18 protein-coding genes and 2 pseudogenes are annotated in these 18,826 nt (G+C 58.7%); 8 read left to right on the top strand and 12 right to left on the bottom strand.

What is annotated here, in order from left to right:
- Position 1: 1 nt before the first annotated feature.
- Positions 2-2,005 (bottom strand): cytochrome o ubiquinol oxidase subunit I, encoded by a 2,004-nt coding sequence (cyoB, locus tag HGP14_RS29350; protein WP_168833379.1) that lies wholly within the window; start codon positions 2,003-2,005, stop codon positions 2-4.
- Between the two features lie 39 nt (positions 2,006-2,044).
- A complete protein-coding gene (gene cyoA / locus HGP14_RS29345; protein WP_168833378.1) occupies positions 2,045-3,196 on the bottom strand; it encodes a ubiquinol oxidase subunit II in 1,152 nt (383 codons plus the stop codon).
- 369 nt (positions 3,197-3,565) lie between these two features.
- Here cyoA and HGP14_RS29340 point away from each other — a divergent pair, with 369 nt between their 5' ends.
- Positions 3,566-4,894: an MFS transporter gene (locus HGP14_RS29340; RefSeq protein WP_168833377.1), complete on the top strand. Its 1,329-nt coding sequence runs from the start codon at positions 3,566-3,568 to the stop codon at positions 4,892-4,894.
- A gap of 150 nt (positions 4,895-5,044) precedes the next feature.
- Here HGP14_RS29340 and HGP14_RS29335 read toward each other — a convergent pair whose 3' ends face one another.
- Complete coding sequence (locus tag HGP14_RS29335; RefSeq protein ID WP_168833376.1) at positions 5,045-5,506, bottom strand: ProQ/FINO family protein; 462 nt, start codon at positions 5,504-5,506, stop codon at positions 5,045-5,047.
- A gap of 637 nt (positions 5,507-6,143) precedes the next feature.
- Between HGP14_RS29335 and HGP14_RS29330 the strand changes: the two genes are divergently transcribed.
- From HGP14_RS29330 to HGP14_RS29320, 3 genes are all read left to right on the top strand, one after another.
- Positions 6,144-6,386, top strand: coding sequence for a hypothetical protein (locus HGP14_RS29330; RefSeq protein ID WP_168833375.1), 243 nt, complete (start codon positions 6,144-6,146; stop codon positions 6,384-6,386).
- Between the two features lie 16 nt (positions 6,387-6,402).
- A complete protein-coding gene (locus HGP14_RS29325) occupies positions 6,403-6,753 on the top strand; it encodes an EF-hand domain-containing protein (RefSeq protein WP_168833374.1) in 351 nt (116 codons plus the stop codon).
- 201 nt (positions 6,754-6,954) lie between these two features.
- The gene (locus HGP14_RS29320) at positions 6,955-7,125 is read left to right on the top strand and encodes a hypothetical protein (protein ID WP_168833373.1); all 171 of its coding nucleotides are present in this window, start codon (positions 6,955-6,957) and stop codon (positions 7,123-7,125) included.
- 70 nt (positions 7,126-7,195) lie between these two features.
- Here HGP14_RS29320 and HGP14_RS36545 read toward each other — a convergent pair whose 3' ends face one another.
- Complete coding sequence (locus tag HGP14_RS36545; RefSeq protein WP_312862215.1) at positions 7,196-7,843, bottom strand: Rrf2 family transcriptional regulator; 648 nt, start codon at positions 7,841-7,843, stop codon at positions 7,196-7,198.
- A 39-nt stretch (positions 7,844-7,882) separates the two neighbouring features.
- On the opposite strand from HGP14_RS36545, the gene HGP14_RS35285 reads away from it, so the two are divergent.
- Both HGP14_RS35285 and hmpA read left to right on the top strand, forming a co-directional pair.
- Positions 7,883-8,134 (top strand): hypothetical protein, encoded by a 252-nt coding sequence (locus HGP14_RS35285; RefSeq protein ID WP_205927400.1) that lies wholly within the window; start codon positions 7,883-7,885, stop codon positions 8,132-8,134.
- Positions 8,135-8,292: 158 nt separating this feature from the next.
- The gene (gene hmpA / locus HGP14_RS29305) at positions 8,293-9,507 is read left to right on the top strand and encodes an NO-inducible flavohemoprotein (RefSeq protein WP_168833371.1); all 1,215 of its coding nucleotides are present in this window, start codon (positions 8,293-8,295) and stop codon (positions 9,505-9,507) included.
- A gap of 120 nt (positions 9,508-9,627) precedes the next feature.
- Here the strand turns inward: hmpA and HGP14_RS29300 are convergent, their stop codons facing one another.
- Entirely contained in the window at positions 9,628-10,800 is a 1,173-nt protein-coding gene (locus HGP14_RS29300) for a Gfo/Idh/MocA family protein (RefSeq protein WP_168833370.1), read from the bottom strand.
- Positions 10,797-11,738: a myo-inosose-2 dehydratase gene (gene iolE, locus HGP14_RS29295; protein WP_168833369.1), complete on the bottom strand. Its 942-nt coding sequence runs from the start codon at positions 11,736-11,738 to the stop codon at positions 10,797-10,799. Before iolE ends, HGP14_RS29300 begins: the two co-directional genes overlap by 4 nt.
- 320 nt (positions 11,739-12,058) lie before the next feature.
- On the opposite strand from iolE, the pseudogene HGP14_RS29290 reads away from it, so the two are divergent.
- Positions 12,059-12,843: pseudogene (locus HGP14_RS29290) on the top strand (TIM barrel protein).
- A 1-nt stretch (position 12,844) separates the two neighbouring features.
- Here the strand turns inward: HGP14_RS29290 and HGP14_RS29285 are convergent.
- The 5 genes from HGP14_RS29285 to HGP14_RS29265 all read right to left on the bottom strand — a co-directional run bounded on the left by HGP14_RS29285 (position 12,845) and on the right by HGP14_RS29265 (position 17,242).
- Entirely contained in the window at positions 12,845-13,222 is a 378-nt protein-coding gene (locus HGP14_RS29285) for a response regulator transcription factor (RefSeq protein WP_168833368.1), read from the bottom strand.
- 75 nt (positions 13,223-13,297) lie between these two features.
- The gene (locus HGP14_RS29280) at positions 13,298-13,945 is read right to left on the bottom strand and encodes a response regulator transcription factor (RefSeq protein WP_168833367.1); all 648 of its coding nucleotides are present in this window, start codon (positions 13,943-13,945) and stop codon (positions 13,298-13,300) included.
- Entirely contained in the window at positions 13,938-15,512 is a 1,575-nt protein-coding gene (locus tag HGP14_RS29275; protein ID WP_246704657.1) for a sensor histidine kinase, read from the bottom strand. The genes HGP14_RS29280 and HGP14_RS29275 overlap by 8 nt, the downstream gene beginning before the upstream one ends.
- Positions 15,513-16,139: 627 nt before the next feature.
- Positions 16,140-16,490, bottom strand: coding sequence for a hypothetical protein (locus HGP14_RS29270; protein ID WP_168833365.1), 351 nt, complete (start codon positions 16,488-16,490; stop codon positions 16,140-16,142).
- Positions 16,491-16,594: 104 nt separating this feature from the next.
- Complete coding sequence (locus HGP14_RS29265; RefSeq protein ID WP_168833364.1) at positions 16,595-17,242, bottom strand: helix-turn-helix domain-containing protein; 648 nt, start codon at positions 17,240-17,242, stop codon at positions 16,595-16,597.
- Positions 17,243-17,391: 149 nt separating this feature from the next.
- Here HGP14_RS29265 and HGP14_RS29260 point away from each other — a divergent pair, with 149 nt between their 5' ends.
- Entirely contained in the window at positions 17,392-18,345 is a 954-nt protein-coding gene (locus HGP14_RS29260) for a hypothetical protein (protein WP_168833363.1), read from the top strand.
- 68 nt (positions 18,346-18,413) lie between these two features.
- Here HGP14_RS29260 and HGP14_RS29255 read toward each other — a convergent pair.
- Positions 18,414-18,826 (bottom strand): annotated as a pseudogene (locus HGP14_RS29255) (hypothetical protein); the annotation flags it as partial.

The raw sequence follows: 18,826 nt of genomic DNA, 5'->3' as shown, positions 1-18,826 counted from the left end.
TTTATACCTGTCCTGCGAGCAGCTTGGTGCGCTCCGCTTCGGTGGTGATGACTTCTTCCTTCGGGATGTAGAAGTCACGCTTGTAGTTGAAGGTGTGGCCGATCGCGATGGCGATCATTGCGACAAAGGTAACGGCGGCCAGCCACCACATGTACCAGATCATGCCGAACGAGAAGGCAATGGCTAGGACGCCGAGGATAAAGCCGGTACCCGTATTCTTCGGCATGTGGATCGGTATGAAGCCTTCTGTCGGGCGCTTGTAGCCGCGCTTTTTCATATCCCACCAGCTGTCGTGATCGTAGATGATCGGCGTGAAAGCAAAGTTATATGCGGGCGGCGGAGACGAGGTCGACCATTCCAGCGTACGGCCGTTCCACGGATCGCCGGTCACGTCGCGCAACTCCTCGCGCCTGACGAAGCTGACGACAAGCTGGATGAGGAAGCAGGCAATTCCGATCGCAATCAGAACTGCGCCGAAGGCGGCGATGACGAACCAGATCTGCAGGGACGGATCGTCGAAGTGGTTCACGCGGCGGGTAATGCCCATCAGGCCGAGGATGTAGAGCGGCATGAACGCAAACCAGAAGCCGATCTGCCAGAACCAGAAGGACATCTTGCCCCAGAACGCATCGAGCTTGAAGCCGAAGGCCTTCGGGAACCAGTAGTTGATACCGGCAAACATGCCAAACAGCACGCCGCCGATGATGACGTTGTGGAAGTGGGCGATAAGGAAGAGTGAGTTGTGCAGCACGAAGTCGGCCGGCGGCACGGCAAGCATCACCCCGGTCATGCCCCCGATCACGAAGGTGATCATGAAGCCGATCGTCCAATACATCGGCAGCTCGTAGCGGATACGGCCGTGATACATCGTGAATAGCCAGTTGAACATCTTCGCACCCGTGGGAATCGAGATGATCATGGTCGTGATGCCGAAGAAGGCGTTGACGCTGGCGCCCGAGCCCATGGTGAAGAAGTGGTGCAGCCAGACGAGGTAGGAGAGGATGGTGATGACGACGGTGGCGTAGACCATCGAGGCATAGCCGAACAGCCGCTTGCCGGAGAAGGTCGCCACGACCTCGGAGAACACGCCGAAGGCGGGAAGGATGAGGATGTAGACTTCGGGATGGCCCCAGATCCAGATGAGGTTGATGTACATCATCGGATTGCCGCCGAGGTCGTTGGTGAAGAAGTTCGTGCCGGCGTAGCGGTCGAGAGACAGCAGGGCGAGAACGGCGGTCAGGACCGGGAAGGATGCCACGATCAGGACGTTGGTGCACAGTGCCGTCCAGGTGAAGACAGGCATCCTCATCATCGTCATTCCCGGCGCGCGCATCTTGACGATGGTGGCGATCAGGTTGATGCCCGACAGCAGCGTCCCGATACCGGCGATCTGCAGACCCCAGATGTAGTAGTCGACGCCCACTCCTGGACTGTAGGCCGCATCGGAAAGCGGCGGATAGGCGAGCCAGCCGGTACGGGCGAATTCACCGACGAAGAGCGAAATCATGACGATGATTGCGCCGGCCGTGGTCATCCAGAACGAGAAGTTGTTGAGGAACGGGAACGAGACGTCGCGCGCCCCGATCTGCAGCGGCACGACGAAGTTCATGAGACCCGTCACCAGCGGCATCGCCACGAAGAAGATCATGATGACGCCGTGGGCCGTGAAGATCTGATCATAGTGGTGCGGCGGCAGATAGCCGGCGTTGCCATTGAAGGCGACCGCCTGCTGCAGGCGCATCAGGATCGCATCCGAAAAGCCGCGCAGGAGCATGATCACCGCCAGCACGATGTACATGATGCCGATCTTCTTGTGATCGATGCTGGTGATCCATTCGTTCCAGAGCGAACCCCAAAGACGGAAATAGGTGAGGAGACCGAGGACGGCGAGGCCGCCGATTGCGACGCCGATGAATGTCATGACGAGGATCGGCTCATGGTACGGGATCGCGTCGAGCGTCAGCCGTCCAAAGACGAACTTCATAAGGTCGGGATTGGAAAACATGATGTAAGCCTGTTCGTTTGATATCGTCGACGCCAGGCGTCAGTTGCTGTTGCTCGGATGCGCGTGGTCGCCGCCGGACATGTCCATGCCGGGCATGGATGACATGTCCGAATGAGACATTGGCATGTCGTGGGCAGTTTCCGCCTTGGGCGCATCGTCACTTTGTACTGAGGCCTCAGGCCCGAAGTAGCGTTCCTGATTGGGCGAGCCGAACTCGTCGATCGGAGCTGCATCCTGGATCAGGCGCTCGCGATTTTCGTGGCTCTCCTTGCCAGCGCCGCCCATCATGTCGATGTGCATCATCTCGTTCATGCACATCTTGCCGGGAGTGGCGCACAGGTTGAGGATGGCATTGTAGAGACCGTTGTCGAACGATGCATAATACCGAGCGGGTTCGTTCTGGCTGGGCTTTTCAAGCTTCAGGTAGGCGTCTCGGCTGAGTGGCGTGCCTTGTGTCTTCGCGTTTTGAACCCACTGGTCGAAATCGGCCTGGCTGAGACCATGGAACTTGAAGTGCATGCCGGAAAAGCCGGGGCCGCTGTAGTTCGCCGATAATCCCTCGAATTCGCCCGGATGGTTGATAACGGCGTGAAGCTGCGTCTGCATGCCCGGCATCGCATAGATCTGACCTGCCAGAGCCGGTATGTAGAACGAGTTCATAACCGAAGAGGCCGTGATCTTGAAATTGATAGGCGTGTCGACCGGAGCTGCCAGCTCGTTGACCGTCGCGATGCCCAGATCGGGATAGAAGAACAGCCATTTCCAGTCGAGCGCCACGACTTCCACGTTCAACGGCTTGGCGTCTGCCGGAACGGTTCGCTCCGAATCAAGCCGGCCGAGCGGCCGGTACGGATCGAGCTGGTGAGTGCTGATCCAGGTCACCGCGCCCAAGGCGATAATGATGGCGAGCGGCGCCGACCAGATGACAACTTCGAGACGGGTCGAATGATGCCAGTCGGGATCATATGTCGCCTCAGTGTTCGACTGGCGATACCGCCAGGCAAAGAACAGCGTGAGGAAGATGACCGGTACGATGATCAGCAGCATCAGGACGGTGGAGACGATGATGAGATCACGCTGCTGAACAGCGATATCGCCGGAGGGGGCCATAACAACCATATTGCAGCCGGCAAGCAGGAGGATCAGGGGCAATACGGATAAGCGGCTTGAAATCTTTAATAGTCTTGGCACTTTTGAAAGCTCTTCTCGTTTCGACCATGCAGCCACTAAAGGAGGCTGGCCGTTAGCGGTATGGGGTGTTTCGTCGCACTGCAGCAAAGATGCCGGAACAGCCCGAAACGCCCCCTGCGCTATTCGACGCAGATGCCTCCGGTACGATTGGCGGGGACATGGGCGCGCAACGCGAATCGACGAGTCCTGTCCTGCTGGCACGCGCGTCGCCCGGCACATTTCCATACGCAGATACAATTTCCCTGCGCAGATACAATTTCGAAAACACGAGATGAACTATTTACGGCATTCGGACTTGATAACCTTGCAGGTTTCATCAAGATCATCCTGAGGCAGTTTGCCGCAAGCACATTGACGAGGAGGCGTTAAATGGCTGGAGTGCACTACGGACCGTCATCGACCGCGCTGGAACGGGACGCGCGAAAATATCACGACGACAGACCTGTTTCGCCGGGCAGTATTGCCATCGGCGTGGTCATCGGGCGCATGTCCGAATTCTTCGACTTCTTCGTCTACGGTCTCGCATCGGTCCTTGTCTTCCCGCAGCTAGTCTTTCCCTTCGCGCCCGACCGTTTGACGGCGACGCTCTATTCCTTTGCAATCTTCTCGCTGGCTTTTCTTGCCCGTCCTGTCGGTTCCGTCGTCTTCATGACGATTGACCGCTTTTACGGCCGCGGCACAAAGCTGACGATCGCGCTCTTCCTTCTCGGCGGATCGACTGCCTCTATCGCCTTCCTGCCGGGCTATGATCAGATCGGCTACTGGTCTGTGGCGCTCCTTGCGCTCTTTCGTCTTGGTCAGGGCTTTGCTCTTGGCGGCGCCTGGGACGGTCTTGCGTCGTTGCTGGCGCTGAACGCGCCGCCCAGGCACCGTGGCTGGTACGCGATGATCCCGCAGCTCGGCGCGCCGATCGGCTTTGCGCTGGCAAGCATCCTGTTCGGCTACTTCATCACCAATCTCTCAAATGACGATTTCCTCTCCTTTGGCTGGCGCTATCCGTTCTTCGTCGCCTTCGCCATCAACGTCGTGGCGCTCTTCGCACGCTTGCGCCTGGTCATGACGAAGGAGTTCGGCACGCTTCTCGAACAGAATGAGCTGGAGGCCGCGCCTATCCTCGAGGTTTTTCGGATTCACGGTCGCGATATCCTGCTCGGCGCTTTCGTACCGCTCGCGAGCTTCGCGATGTTCCATCTCGTGACGATCTTCCCGCTCGGTTGGGTGAGTCTGCACGGTACCCAGTCGCTGGACGCGTTCATGGTCGTCCAGATCATCGGAGCCCTGGTGGGCTTAGCCGCGATCATCGCTTCGGGCCTGATTGCCGATCGTATCGGCCGCCGCGGCCAACTCGCCGTCTGTGCTCTGCTGATCGCGATCTTCTCGTTCATCGGTCCGATGATGATCGCTGCCGGCGATACCGGCCTTGATGCTTTTGTCATCATCGGCTTCGGCGTTCTTGGCCTGTCGTTTGGCCAGGCGACGGGCTCGATCTCCTCGCGATTCGGCCGCGGCTATCGCTACACGGGCGCCGCCTTTACGTCGGACCTCGCCTGGCTCGTGGGTGCCGGTTTTGCACCGCTTGTGGCACTCAGCCTGGCCAGCCGCTTCGGCTTGCCTTTCGTGGGATATTACCTGCTGTCGGGCGCCATCTGCACGCTTGCTGCGCTTGCCTTCAGCAAGGCGCTGGAGCAGCGCGAATAGAATGCGAACGCATAGGGCCGGATGACGAAAGTGGTTTCAGTGCGCGCGTCTGGGATCTCCCGCGCGGGGTGAGCGCACCGACTGCCCCTCTCCGAGATTGGCTGATTTCCTTGCAATTTCTCTCGATCGAGAGAAACAATTTTGCGGCGATCATCCTTTCGCTATGGATACGCGGCGGGCAAGGAGGCCGGCCCGGATCTGATCGGCCTTACTTGCGGGTGGTTGCGGGTGGGCCGTGGGCTTGTCGTCGGCTCGCTTGAGGCTGAGGTAACGTTCTTGGGCGGCCTGACGGTCCGCGGCCGACAGCTCCTCGACCGGCGCGCCGTGGATGTTGTGGCGCATGGAGCCGGGTTGTGCCGAGGCAAAATAGTAGCGCTTGGAATGAAGGTAGGCGCCGGTCGCCTTCCTCAGTGCGGTCACGCCGGCATCGGGTTTGAGCAAGGGTCGAATCTCATTCCAGAGCCCAAGTGCAAATGGGCGGATTTCATCACCGACCTTGACCGGGAGAACGTCGATCGGGCGAACAAGCAGGGCGTTAATCGCCTCTGCTTTTCGAATGACGGCCTCGTTTGCCGTAATCGGGCTGATGCTGGCCGTCCAGGGTTTGGTCATCGATAGGCTCCCATTTTTCTCGTGTCATAGGAAAGAACGATGAATGCTGTATGATACGGATCGTAGATCCTAATTACCTGCATGCCCTTCTCTTGGCTGCCTCCGACATATGTGAATCAAGAGTGGGCCTGGCAACGGCAGATCGCGGAGTTTGAACCGGGCACGGTATATAGCCGCCGAGAATGCCGGCAGTTTGAACATTGCTTCGAGGGTTGCTCGGAGGAATCGACCGCGTAGATTGCGAGTTGACCGATGAATGCTTTGCCGCTGCGATCTCCAGGTTTCCCGATTAAACGAGTACCATGGGCCTCTATGCGGCCAAACGATGGACGCGGCTCCCTCGAAATCTACCTTTCACCGCTTCAGCCAAAAACCGAGCGCGCCAGACGTCCCTTGTGGCGCGCGGTGAAAGATACATCAGGCCGGCAAGCGGCATATACGCAAGTGCTGCGATCAGCGGAAAGATCAGAAAGAGTGTCGTGACGTTCACGACAATCTGTCCAAACGTAAGTCCGTAGAATATCCAGATCGCCCTTCGGTAAACCCGTTCCGGAATGACGCGGAACTGCACGAGCGGACTTGACCTCTGAATGAAAGGACCCAGATAAGACATACCCTAGAACCTGGAGGAGGGAAAATGAGCATTCGCACGATTACTCTCGTTCTCGCGGGCGGCCTCGCCTTGTCAGGCTGCCAATCTGGTTCAACATCCCAAGGGGGACGGTATGGGGAGTTCGGCTGCATGGCCGGATCCGTTGGCGGCGCGGTCGTCGGCGGTCTCCTCGGAGCGACCATCGGCGCGGGAACTGGTCAGCTGTGGGCCGTTGGCGGCGGCGCGGTGCTGGGTACTGCGGCTGGCAGCGCCTTAACCTGCAGCTGATGCGAAGGGCCGGATGATGAAAAGAGTAATCCTGTTGACGGCATTCGCATGCGCCCAGACCGTTGCGGTCTGGGCGCAGGATCGACCGCTGGCCATGAACCAAGGCCAAATGAATCAGATCGACCGTGATGGCAACGGCGCGGTGGATCGATCCGAATACCAGGCGTTCATGACCACGGCTTTCTCGAACCTCGACAAGAACAAGGACGGCAGTCTCAGTCCCGACGAGGCGAGGGTTCTCAATGCCAAGCAATTTGCCGCCGCCGATGCCAACCGAGACGGCAAGGTAACCCAGAACGAGTTCCTGAACAGGGTGATGGCGGACTTCAAGACGGCCGATCGTAACGGGGACGGCAGCCTGCAATAGAACGCGCGTATCAATTTTCGATTTGAGTGAGCCGACTGAAACCGCGTCGCGGTCGCCGTGACGCGGTTTCAGTCGCATGTGTGATCCACAAAAAGCGGCCATCGCCGGGAACGATCAAAATAGATGTGCCGCTGGTTCCGCGGGGACGACGGCAATGGCCGCGCCGCCGCCTGCCATAGTGTCGCACCGGCGAGATCGCTCTTGAACCTGTTGCGCCGCAGCATTACATCGCCGGTGATCGAAGCGATTCACCTCCTCCCGAAGCGCTTCGGCTTGACTGACAGCACTCCTCCTCCCAAGCTGTCGGTCACCTATCGAAGCCCGGCGCATCTCCTCCCCGCGCCGGGCTTTTTCATTGCCACGAATGATTGAGCGGACGAAGACGACGTCACGCCGCTTGCGGCCATCGGCGCACCACCGAGCGGCCGCCGGGCGCATGGTCTTACGCCGCAACCAGCAATGCGCGCAGATCGGTCTTGCGCCGAACCAGATCGGCGACGCTGTAACGATCGAACACCGCAACAAAGGCCTTCGTCGCTTCTGCAAGAACGGGAGGCATGCCGCAGGCGGGCGCGACGGGGCATTCCGAACATTCGAGCAGACCAGTTAGACCTTCGGTATGCCGCAAGAGAGCGCCCAAGTTGATATCTTCGGCGGGCTTGTGCAGCCGAACACCGCCGTTCCTGCCGCGCACGGATTCGATAAAACCAGCATTTGCGAGATCTTGAACGACCTTCATGAGGTGGTTCTGGGATATTCGAAAAGTTTCGGCAATTTCGCGGATCGAGCATAGCTCGCCCTCGCGCGCGCCCAGAAACAAAAGCGCGCGAATTGCATAGTCGGTATAGCGGGTCAGTTTCATCATCATGCCTGCGTCAAAAAGACCGGTCCGGAAAAGATGCATTTCATTAGCATGTTTTATCCGATCGTTATAGATGCATTCCAGATGCATGTTTTTGGCATGGATGCGCTGATGGAATTGGTAACCGAACAACAGATCTCCGCAGTACTCGGCAGATTTTACCAACGGGTCCGTAAGGACGAGCTGCTGGGGCCTGTCTTTGCAGCGGTCGAGGATTGGGATGAGCACCTCGAGCGGCTTGGCGTATTCTGGTCATCAGTGATGCTGATGAGCGGCCGCTATAAGGGCAACCCCATTTCGATGCACCTGCTGCATGCCGACCGCATCCGACCCGAGATGTTCGACCGGTGGCTCGGACTTTGGGAGATCACCACGAAAGAGATTCTGCCGCCGCAGTCTGCGGCCACCATGCAGGCTAAGGCCAGACGCATCGCCGGCCGCCTAGCCGCCGCAATCCATGGCTCTCGACCGGGTTCTGCTGATCCACGTCAAGAGCGGCACCATTCGACACCCGGATAAGACGCTTTCACCTGGGACCGTCCTTGATGAAAGCCATCCCGGAGCGATCCCGCCCGAAACCCCGCATCATCTAGAGCTCATCGGTTCCGTAACACTCGCGATCGAGTTCTACGATCGGAAACCCGCAACTTTCCAGCAAGTCTAAGAAAGGACATCGCATGCCGAAACCTCTTTCTCCTCACACCATTGCGCTCGTAAAACAAGGCGTTCCGGCGCTGGCAGTCCATGGAGGCGAAATTACAAAACGCATGTATGCGATCCTGCTCCAGGACGATCACATCCGCGAGTTGTTCAATCACGCAAATCAGGGCGAGGGCGGATCGCAGGTCAAAGCGCTCGCGACGGCAATCCTGGTCTACGCCCAAAACATTGAGAACCTGGGTGGTCTCGGACCAATCGTGGAACGGATCGCCCACAAGCATATTGGCTATAACATTCTGCCTGAACACTACCCCTTCGTTGCCAAAGCCCTGCTTTCTGCGATTGCCGACGTGCTGGGCGAAGCGGCGACGCCGGAGCTCATCAGCGCCTGGGGAGAGGCCTATTGGTTTCTGGCCGAGATTCTCAAGGAACGTGAATCACAAATTCGATCTGAAATCACGGCGGCGGCCGGAGGATGGGATGGCTGGCGTTCATTCACGGTGAGCGAGAAGGTGAAAGAAAGCGAGGTCATCACGTCCTTCGTTCTCCGCCCGACCGATGGCGGTTCGGTCATCAGACACAGGCCCGGGCAATACCTTACCTTCCGCATCAAGCTTCCAGATGGCACGCAGATCAAGCGAAATTACTCCATCTCGTGCGGTCCCAATGACGAGCATTATCGCATTTCGGTGAAGCGGGAAGCCGCCGGACAGGGCGGATCGATCTATCTGCACGATCATGTACAAGTGGGCAGCACGCTGGAGGCGACGCCGCCAGCCGGCGATTTCTATCTTCCCGAAGAACCGGCGCGGCCCGTCATTCTCCTGTCGGGCGGTGTGGGCCTCACCCCCATGGTCAGCATGCTCGAAGCCATCGCCTCCGAATATCCGGACTTGGAAGCGCATTTCGTGCACGGGGCACTCAACAGCTCAACCCAGGCAATGGATCGCCACGTAAGATCGCTTGCAAAGACACATGGGCGTGTTGCCGTTCGAACCTTCTATAGTGAACCCTCGGGCGCCGATGCCGCCGGCCATTCGCATGACCATGATGGTCTTGTTACGGTGGGTTGGCTTCAGGATAACACGCCATTCGCATCCGCGGACTTCTATCTCTGCGGCCCCAGGCCGTTTCTGGGTGCATTGGTCGGAGGTCTCGCCCGCGCAGGCGTGCCGCAGGACCGCATTCACTATGAATTCTTTGGTCCGGCGGATGAACTTCTCGCCGCTTAAGGATACCGCCGGGACGAGTTACTCGTCCCGGCTTCACCATGCGTTCGCGACTGTTCCTGCCGGAAAGTCGCAACAAGCGACAAGATACCTCCCACGATGAGCAGGCGATTTCTCCGGTGATCAATCGACGATGCGTTGCCAGGTGTTTGTCTCGAGCGAGTGCTCGATCGCGTCGATGATGCGCTCGTTTGCAAGGCCGAACTGAAAGTTCGGAAAGCAGTCTGAATCGTTGATGATGCCGTCGATGAGATCGCGAACCTCGATGACCTTGACGTCGAAATAGCCGAGGCCCCCGCCAGCGAAATCGAAGCCGAAAAAGGCCGAGAATTGCGGCACCTGGCTGCCGGCATAGATCGTTTTGAAGCCGCGATCCGGCTTCGGGTCGTTGAACCGGGAAATCTTCAACTCATTGAAGCGTTCGCCGTCCATGATGATGGTGCCTTGCGTGCCGGAGACTTCCCAATAGACGCCGAAGACCTTGCCGGCGGCGACGCGCGAGGCTTCGATTGTGCCGCCGGCGCCATTCTTGAAGCGCACCAGAGCCTGGATCTGGTCTTCGTTTTCGACCACGGCGCGTGGTGCGTCAACTCCAGCCCTGGCGCCATAACCGGAACCGTCTTGGGGAACGGGGCGCGTCGGAAAGAAGGTCTGTGTCTGGGCGATGACGCTTTCGACGTCGCCCACCAGATATTGGGCCACGGAAATCACATGGCTGCCGAGATCGCCGAGTGCTCCGGAACCGGCTTCCTTGCGGGTGCAGCGCCAGGAGAACGGCAGGTCCGGATCGTTGAAGAAGCCCTGGTCGAACCATCCCCGGAAGCGCATCGGCGTGCCAATGTCGCCTCGATCGATCAGTTGTTTGGCAAGCATGGCGGCGGGCGTCTTGATGTTGTTGAAGGCAACCATCGTCTTGACGCCTTTGGCCTTGGCGGCGGCGGCCATTTCTTCGGCTTCCGCGAGCGTGACCGAGAGTGGCTTTTCGCAATAGACATGCTTGCCGGCGGCGATCGCTGCCAGCGCCATCTGATGGTGCATGGCATTGGGCGAAGTGATGTCGACGATGTCGACGTTCGGATCGCTGACAAGCTTGCGCCAGTCGCCTGTGCTCTTTTGAAAACCGAAGCGGGCGGCGGCTGCCGCCGCAAGCTCGACCGTGGCGTCGGCCAGCATGTAGAGGTGCGGAACGGCGGCCAGGTCGCGGTAAAGCAGTCCCGCGCGGCGATATGCGTCGGCATGGGCCTGTCCCATGAAACCGGAACCGATAAGGCCGATGCTGAGTGTTTTCCTGGTCATGGCTTTCTCTCCCGGTCAGCTGTTTGCGCGACGAAGGTGCTGAGGATATGGGCGAAAGCCCGCGTCACGGCAGGGCGCGGTGGGGCGATGGCCGGATCCTGCTCGGCCTCGACCACCAGCCAGCCGCGATAGCCGCTGGTCAAGACGAAGCGTGCGAGCGGGCCGAAATCGACGATGCCATCGCCCGGCACAGTGAACATGCCGGCGCGCACGCCGCCATTGAAGCTCAGGTCGCTCCTGCGGACGTCATCGATGACGGAACCTCGCACGTCCTTCAGATGAATGTGAACGATCCGATCGCCGAAACGCTCGGCCAGTCGCATGTAGTCGAAGCCGCCCGCTATCGCGTGCCCAGTGTCAAGCAGCAGGCCAATCTCGTCGCCTGCCCGGTCGAAGAGGGTGGATATTTCATCGAAGGTTTCGGCCACCATCATCAGATGATGGTGGTAGGCGAGGGCGAGCCCGTATCCACCGGAGAGCCACTTGCCGAATTCAGTCAGCCGTGCGGCATAGGCGGGGACATCCTCTCTCGGCATGATGGCGCGCTTCGACATCGGCTCATCGAGCGGTAAGCCAGACGCCATCATCGCGACTTCGCCATAAACCATGACCTTGCAGCCCATCGAGCTCAAGAGGTGAGCGTGAGCGTCGACTGCCGCCATTTCCGCGTCGACGCCGCGTTCGGCGAGTTCTCCGGAGTGCCAGCCCGATGCCAGACTGAGGCCGCGGCGTTCCAGCAGTGGCCGCAAGGCTTCCACGTTACGCGGGAATTTCCGACCCAGCTCGACGCCCTGATAGCCCGTCTCAGCGGCGTCGTTCAGGCAAGTCTCGAGCGATATGTCCGCGCCGAGATCCTCGAGCACGTCATTTGCCCAGGATAGCGGGCTCACGGCGAGGCGAACGCCGCGAGGCAGTCCTGCAAGCTTCTTGGTTGTCATGTCTGTCTCCTCGTCCGAATCGAGACAAGCGCCGCGGGTGCTTTCCCCGGCACCGCCGGAGGTCCTGAGGATTGAGCGGCCGCATCCATGCATGAAGGACATCTGTCCGGCATCGTTGATCGAGCTGAAGCCAGCCGGGTCAAGGTAGTGAACCTTGCCAGGCGCTGATACGCAAGCAGAGGGAGGAGCAATCAATGAGCACCGCGGCACAATCTGCTATAACGGCCACGGGACGCGCTGGGTTCTGGCGCAGGAGACGGATGGCGAGCTGCTGCGATCAAGCTGCTCGCCCGTCCGGGACTTTATCAATGAGGCCAATCATGCGCTTTGCCATCAACCATATCACGGCCCCGAACCTGTTCTTGAGGCGTTCTTTGCTACGGCAAGGGAGCTTGGTATTTCCGAGGTCGAGATCCGCAACGACCTGCCGGATATCGTCGGGACGACCGATCCTGGGGCGGTCAGGACTGCGGCCGAAAATGCCGGGGTCACGATCGTTTCGATCAATGCCCTGTATCCCTTTAACGTCTGGTCTGACGATCTGCCGACGAGGGCGCTGAAGCTGGCGGACTACGCAGCAGCGAGCGGCGCCAAGGCCTTGGTGATGTGCCCGCTCAACGACGGTAACGAGGTTTCGTTCGATGCCGTGGTAGCCGCTCTGAAGGCGATGAAGCCGATCCTCGAAGAACGGCGACTGACGGGCCTCGTGGAACCGCTCGGATTTCCGATATCGTCCCTTCGCACCAAGAAGGAAGCCATTGCGGCAATCGAAGCGGCGAACGGCAAGGGCGTTTACAAGCTCGTGCACGACACCTTCCATCATCACCTTGCTGGCGAGACGCAGTTCTACCCGGAGTGGACGGGATTGGTGCATATCTCCGGCGTGGTCGATCCGCGTGTGGCGGTTGACGACATGCTCGATGCCCATCGCGTGCTCCTGGATGCCTCCGACCGGCTGGAAAACATCGCCCAGATCAAGGCGCTGACGGCAGCGGGCTTCGAGGGCCCCTACAGCTTTGAGCCCTTCGCGACAGAAGTGCATGCGCTACCTGACCCGAAATCTGCGGTTCAGGCAAGCATCGGGCATATTAGGCGATCTCTCTAACTTATGAATGTTTGCTGCAAAGTGCTTCTTCGAGCGTATGCATCAATTGCGTAACGTCGACCGGCTTTCCCAAAAAGGCGAAAGCGCCACCGTCCATGACGGCCGATCGGGTTCGCTCGTCCTTGTAGGACGTCATGAAGATCATCGGAGGCCGGGCAGGATCATGGCTGAGCAAAGCCTGCAACTCGATGCCGCTCAGGCCGGCCATCTTCACATCGACAAGCACGCAGTCGATCGTTCTGCGGTCCGCTTCGGAAAGAAAAGCTTCAGCAGAAGAAAAAAGCCGACTCCTATAACCGCATGACTTTAGGAGATCGTCGAGGGCTTCCCTGATAGCCTCGTCATCATCGACGATTGCGATAGTGGATGTGTTGGACAATTACAGAATACCTTGCTGCGGGCCTTTTCGCTTAACTATGCTCCCGCGCGCAACAAATTAACATCATACGTGAGTCTAGGTTCCAGGCATTGCCGTCTGGGCGATCTCTGCGAGACGGACCAGGTCGGCCAGCGATTTTGCCTGCATCTTGCGCATGACATTGCCTCGATGAAGCTTCACCGTAATCTCGCTGATGCCGAGATCGTAGGCGATCTGCTTGTTCATCAATCCTTTGACGACGGCGCGCATGACCTCCCGCTCCCTGGGAGTGAGAGATTGCGCAAGTGCGACGACGGCTTCGGTGGCGGCGGCTTCCTTTCGCTCAGCGGCGTTCCGTTCTATGGCAGCGGTTACGGCATCGAGAATGTCTTGATTGCGAAAGGGCTTCGTGAGGAAATCCACCGCTCCTGCCTTCATCGCCTTCACGCTCATGGGGATGTCGCCGAATCCCGTCATGAAGATGATCGGCAGCCGGCTTCCCATCTGCTCGAGTTGTGCTTGGAAATCGAGGCCGCTCAATCCGGGCAATCGGACGTCGAGAAGAATGCATCCGGGTCTTGCAAGGTCTGCACGATCAAGGAAGTCTGCGGCGCTTTCGAAAGCAACGGCCTCCATACGCATCGACCGAAAGAGATCGACCAGCGCCTCCCGCATTGAGAGATCGTCATCAACAACGTAAACGACGGACGTCATTGACGGAACTTGCTGTTTCCGTTCAGACATTATCGTCCTCTATGGGCAGTATAATCTCGAAAACCGCACCGCCTTCGGGGTGATTGAATCCATCAAGTCGGCCACCTTTCGCCTCCAACATGCTGCGGCAGATCGTTAGACCCATGCCCATGCCGGAAGCCTTGGTAGTATAGAAGGGGGTGAAGAGTTTGGCGATTGCTTCCTCGGGAATGCCCGGCCCGTTGTCGCGTATCGAGATGCAAACAGAATGCTCGTCCTTGCGCTCCAGCGTCAACTCGATCCTGCGCGGATGGTGGCGGCAGTCAGCCATTGCCTGCATGGCGTTGGTCATCAGGTTGATCAGCACCTGTTGAAGTTCGAGCCGAACCGCGTTCACCGCTTGCAGATCTGCTCCCGCGATGGTCTCAAAGAAAATGGCGCTTCGCTGAAACTCATGTTCCATGAGCGCGTGGGTTTCTTCCACGAGCTTTTCGAGATCGATCCACTCGGCCGGCCGCTCTGTCTGCGACAACATGGAACGGGTGTTCTGGATGATATCGCTGGCCCGCTGGCTGTCGCGGATCATCCGCTCGGCCGAACGATGAACGGCGGCAAGGTCGGGCGGATCACGATCCAGCCAGCGCAGCAGCGTGCGCGAGTTGACGACGATCGCGCCGAGCGGTTGGTTGAGCTCGTGGGCTAGCGAAGCGGAAAGAGCACCAGCGGTGGCGGCACGCGACGCTCGGGTCAATTCTGCCCGCGCTTCCACGAGCGCCTGCTGAGTGAGCTCGCGCTGCGTTATGTCGATCATGCCCACGACGACACGGTGAAAGGCGTCATCATCCTCCGGGAAACGGATGCTGATGAGGACCAGTTTCGTCTCGCCGGCGTCGGTCGTAACATTGCCTTTGCTTTCGAAATGCGTGTCTCCGCAAAAGATCGCTACCAGTTGATCAATGAAGGAGTTGTCGGGCACGATAAAATTGCGGCCAGCCCCAGGCTCGCATGCCTTTGGTCCAAGCAATTCCCGAGCGCCTTCGTTTGCAGCAACGGTACGAATAAATCCGATACATCGAACGATCTCTTCCGGATTTGAGCGGAGATAATCGCGAAGATCCTCAACAGCGGCGGCTTTCAAGTTCATAAGATGGGCGCGAACCATCGTATAATCGCGCTCCCAAAGGGCAACACGAGCCTCATTGAAGATCGCGCGATAGCGGGCTTCACTTTCTCGAAGGGCAGCGTTCTTGCCGATGAGTTCGGCACGAAAGGCTTCGCTGCGAAGAAGAAGCGCCGCCGTGATCGACAGTGCCGCAATCGAAACGACCATGCGCGAAAGCGCGGAGATGTCAGAATCGACGCCATGGGAATAAAAATAAGAAAAGAGAGTCAGCGCACCACAAAGGCAGGCAATCGCTAAGATGCCGGCCCGGGTCATGATGTCGCCTGCAAGCAGCAGGACAATTACATAGAGGACGGCAATGGCAATTCTCGTGCTGGTGAAGGTATCGACATAGAAAACTGCCACCGCCAGAACGCCCGCGACGAAGCCCAATGCAGCGTCATGCCCGACAGTATTGCGTCGATTAAAAAGCCGGGAGATCCGAAGATCCAACATTCTGCCCATCCATCCAAAATGTTGATCGCAACCTTAATACGCCGGGCATTGGTTCAAAGCTATACAAAGGTCTGGGACTGATATGCCTCAGAGTCGCGAGACGTCCGGCCCGGACAAGCTCTTCCTCCGTGCGGCCGTCACCAGCAATGGAAGCTAGTCCGTTCCAACTGCCGACCATCCTGGTACACCCAATCCGAACCAGTATTTGCCGGTCCGCCTGACCAAAAAAAAGACCGCCCCGGGGCAAAGGGGCGGTCTGGCGGATCAATGGGAGGAGATCCGCAGACTTCGGGCGGAGGGGGACGCCGCGAAGTCGTGGTAGCTGCGGTCGCTACCGGCCTCGGGAGGGATCGAGGCGACGAGTTAAAGATAAAACGATCCGGCGAATGTCGTAATTATACTTAGGTTTGGGTTCGCGCGGACGCACTGCAGCCCGAAATTGCTTGTTGCCTCGGCGAGAACGTCTGGAGGAGGCACGACCCGCTTCCAACTGCCGTGTCTTTCGAATCTAGGCACGCGTGGCTGACGACGAAAGAGCGGCATCAAACGGCCGCAAGTCTTGGAAGGGCGGACGGCGCCTGCAAGAGCAGCCTTGTCGCCGATGGGAGCTTATTCAGAGCGCTGCGATTACTGCTTCAGATCGTACGCTTGGCCGGAGTCGCGAAGTTCTTTAAGGGTCTTGCCCAGGCAACTGCCTCCCTCTTCGCCACCCGTCGCCTTTGCCTGTCCGTCCAAGGTGATCGTACCGGCAAGTCGATCCGATGCCACATAGGTCGCCACACCTTCTTGCGAAATCCTCGAGATATAGAAGACATGCTGCGTGTCTTTGTACTTGCAATGGATGACGAGCGGAAACTGAGCAAGAAGGTCGTCTTGGGCGCGAGCATCAGTGTTAGGAAGTGGAAGTGATGCGCCGGCTACCAGTGCGACAACCAGTTTGAGCAAGCCATTTGACCGTCGGCGGGATGCGTTTGTCATCGATCCAAACCCCCTATGTGCTATTGAGATGAATGTCAAAAAGCGCCTCTTGCCATTCGTCGGCAGAAGCCGTGTGGCCTCCGGATCTCATTGCGCTTCGGCCCTTAGTTCGTGAGTGCTACTAGCGCGTCCCGGTCCAGTAGCCGGACCGATCGCTGCAGTTTCCCGTTAAGGCGAACGATACGTCTTTCGCGAAGCTTGGTGAAGGAACGGGCGACGGTTTCGATTGTCAGTCCAAGATAGTCGGCGATGTCACTGCGAGACATCATCATGTCAAATTCAGGTTCTCCGGGATGACGTTCGGCCATCTCCTGAACGAAGGCCGCAACGCGTTTCAACGCGCTTTGTTCTGTCATGACGAGTTGTTTCTCCTGGGCTTTCGCAAGATTTGTCAGGGCGATATTCAGGAGATCCATTGGGACGACCGCATCTTGGTTGGCAGGAAACGGCCGTATGCGTGTTTCGCAGACCGCTTCCGCGAAATCGCTTCGAACCTGTCCCTTTTCGAGCCCGAACCACTCGCCTTTGCTGCAGAACGACAAAATGTGTCTGTGCCCGTTAGACATCAGCCGATAGATCCGGACGGCTCCGGCCTCGACTTGGTAGATCGCCAGCGCATGTTCGCCTTCACTATAGATGGTCTGATCGGCTTTAAGCCTGATGGTCTGATCTTTCGACGCTGCGGACACGACCGTGTAGTGACCGGGGAATGCCGGAGACTTTTGCTTCCCGACGATATGGCTTTGAAACATTTGGGCTGCCCCCCATACACGTCGTAGGATACCGAATTGCCGCAAGCGCGCCTATTCGAAGAAGCCCTTACGTACTGCTACGGAAGCTGGAAATCACGGATAGGTGTATAAAGTGGTCGCCCTCTTGATGAGTGTCGCAGGAGGTTTCGATGGCATCGAAAGGCGAAGGAGACAGCGAGGCAGACCCTGGAAGAGTCCGCGAGCAGCTTGCCCGCATACTCGCCAGTTCGGAATTCCAGGCTCCGGAGCGCGGACGCCGCTTCCTGGAATATGTTGTCGAAGAGGCGCTCGAAGAACGATGCGAGCAGCTGAAGGCTTATACGATTGCACAGGCGGTGTTCGGACGTGATGCCACTTTCGATGCGCAGAACGATCCCGTTGTTCGCATCGAGGCTGGTCGCATTCGCCGCGCGCTCGAACGATATTATCTCATATCGGGTGGCAACGATCCCGTGCGGATCACCATCCCGAAGGGCGGCTATGCTCCAAGCTTTGAGAGCCGTGGACAAGACTCCAGCGCGAAAGGTGCTGCCCCAGTAAACTGCAAGGCTCCGGCGCTTCAACGCAGGGATGGGCGGCCGATGACCTATCGGGGTCTGCTCCTGCCGATCGGTGTTGCCGCGATCTTCGGGATCATCGCCGTGCTTGCTCTCATCCGCCCCCTTGAGGATTACCTCACGCCGTCAGCAACATCGCCGGCGCCTGCTGCATCAGCACTGAGGGAGGAAGTCAAAATCGTTGTTGAACCGCTCGCTATGCTCGGCGGGCCCAGGGGCGCCGAGATCGCGAAAGGCCTCGTCGATCAGCTCATTACGCAACTTATGAAGGTGGATGGGATCGTCGTACTTGCTCCAAGCCGTTCCGTCGAGGGATCGGCAGGATCGCTCGTCAACTTGCAGGGAAGTATTGCGGTCGACGGCATGATCCTTCATCTGCACGTCCGCCTGGTAAAGAGTTCCGATGGCACGGTCGTTTGGGCAAAGGAGTATGATCGGGACCTGCGCGGTCAGACCATTCTTGACGTCGAGGATGACATCGCCGCGCAGATCGCCGAAGAGATCTCCAAGACCGGCGAAATCCGCGGCGCGTTGCCGGCCTTGTAGCGGTTGCGCGACGCCGATCGGACGCCCCTTCGCCGGGGACTATTCCGGCCTGCTATAGGTGCCGGTCCTCACTGCGCTGGTGCGGGGTCGATGGCGATGCCCGAGGCGCGCAGGCCGTTGAAGATTTTCTGCTGGTCTTCCGGCCGTTGCAGGCGAAGCGAGACTTCCCGGCGGATGTTGTGCATCAGCTCGGGTGCGTGGACCGCCAGCCAATCCCGTTGCTGCTTGGCGTCGGCCGTCTTGCCGGCGGCGCCGAGGATCGACAGCAGCACGAGGCGATGCATGGGATTATATTGCAGATCGGACATGCGGGACCACAGTTCGGCGGCCTGAACGTCGTTTCTCATGAAGGCACACAAGGCCATGCCGACCTCGTAATATCCCTTGGGGCCGGCGTTCTTGTTGACGGCGCTGGACACCAGCTCGCAGCCGGATTGCCATCTTCCGGACATCGCCAGCCGCAAGCCGTACTCACCGGCGA

This window comes from Rhizobium sp. P32RR-XVIII, from assembly GCF_012641395.1.
GTDB lineage: Bacteria > Pseudomonadota > Alphaproteobacteria > Rhizobiales > Rhizobiaceae > Rhizobium.
Note: the sequence above shows the minus strand (reverse complement) of the source record. Positions and strands in the feature narration are given on the sequence as shown.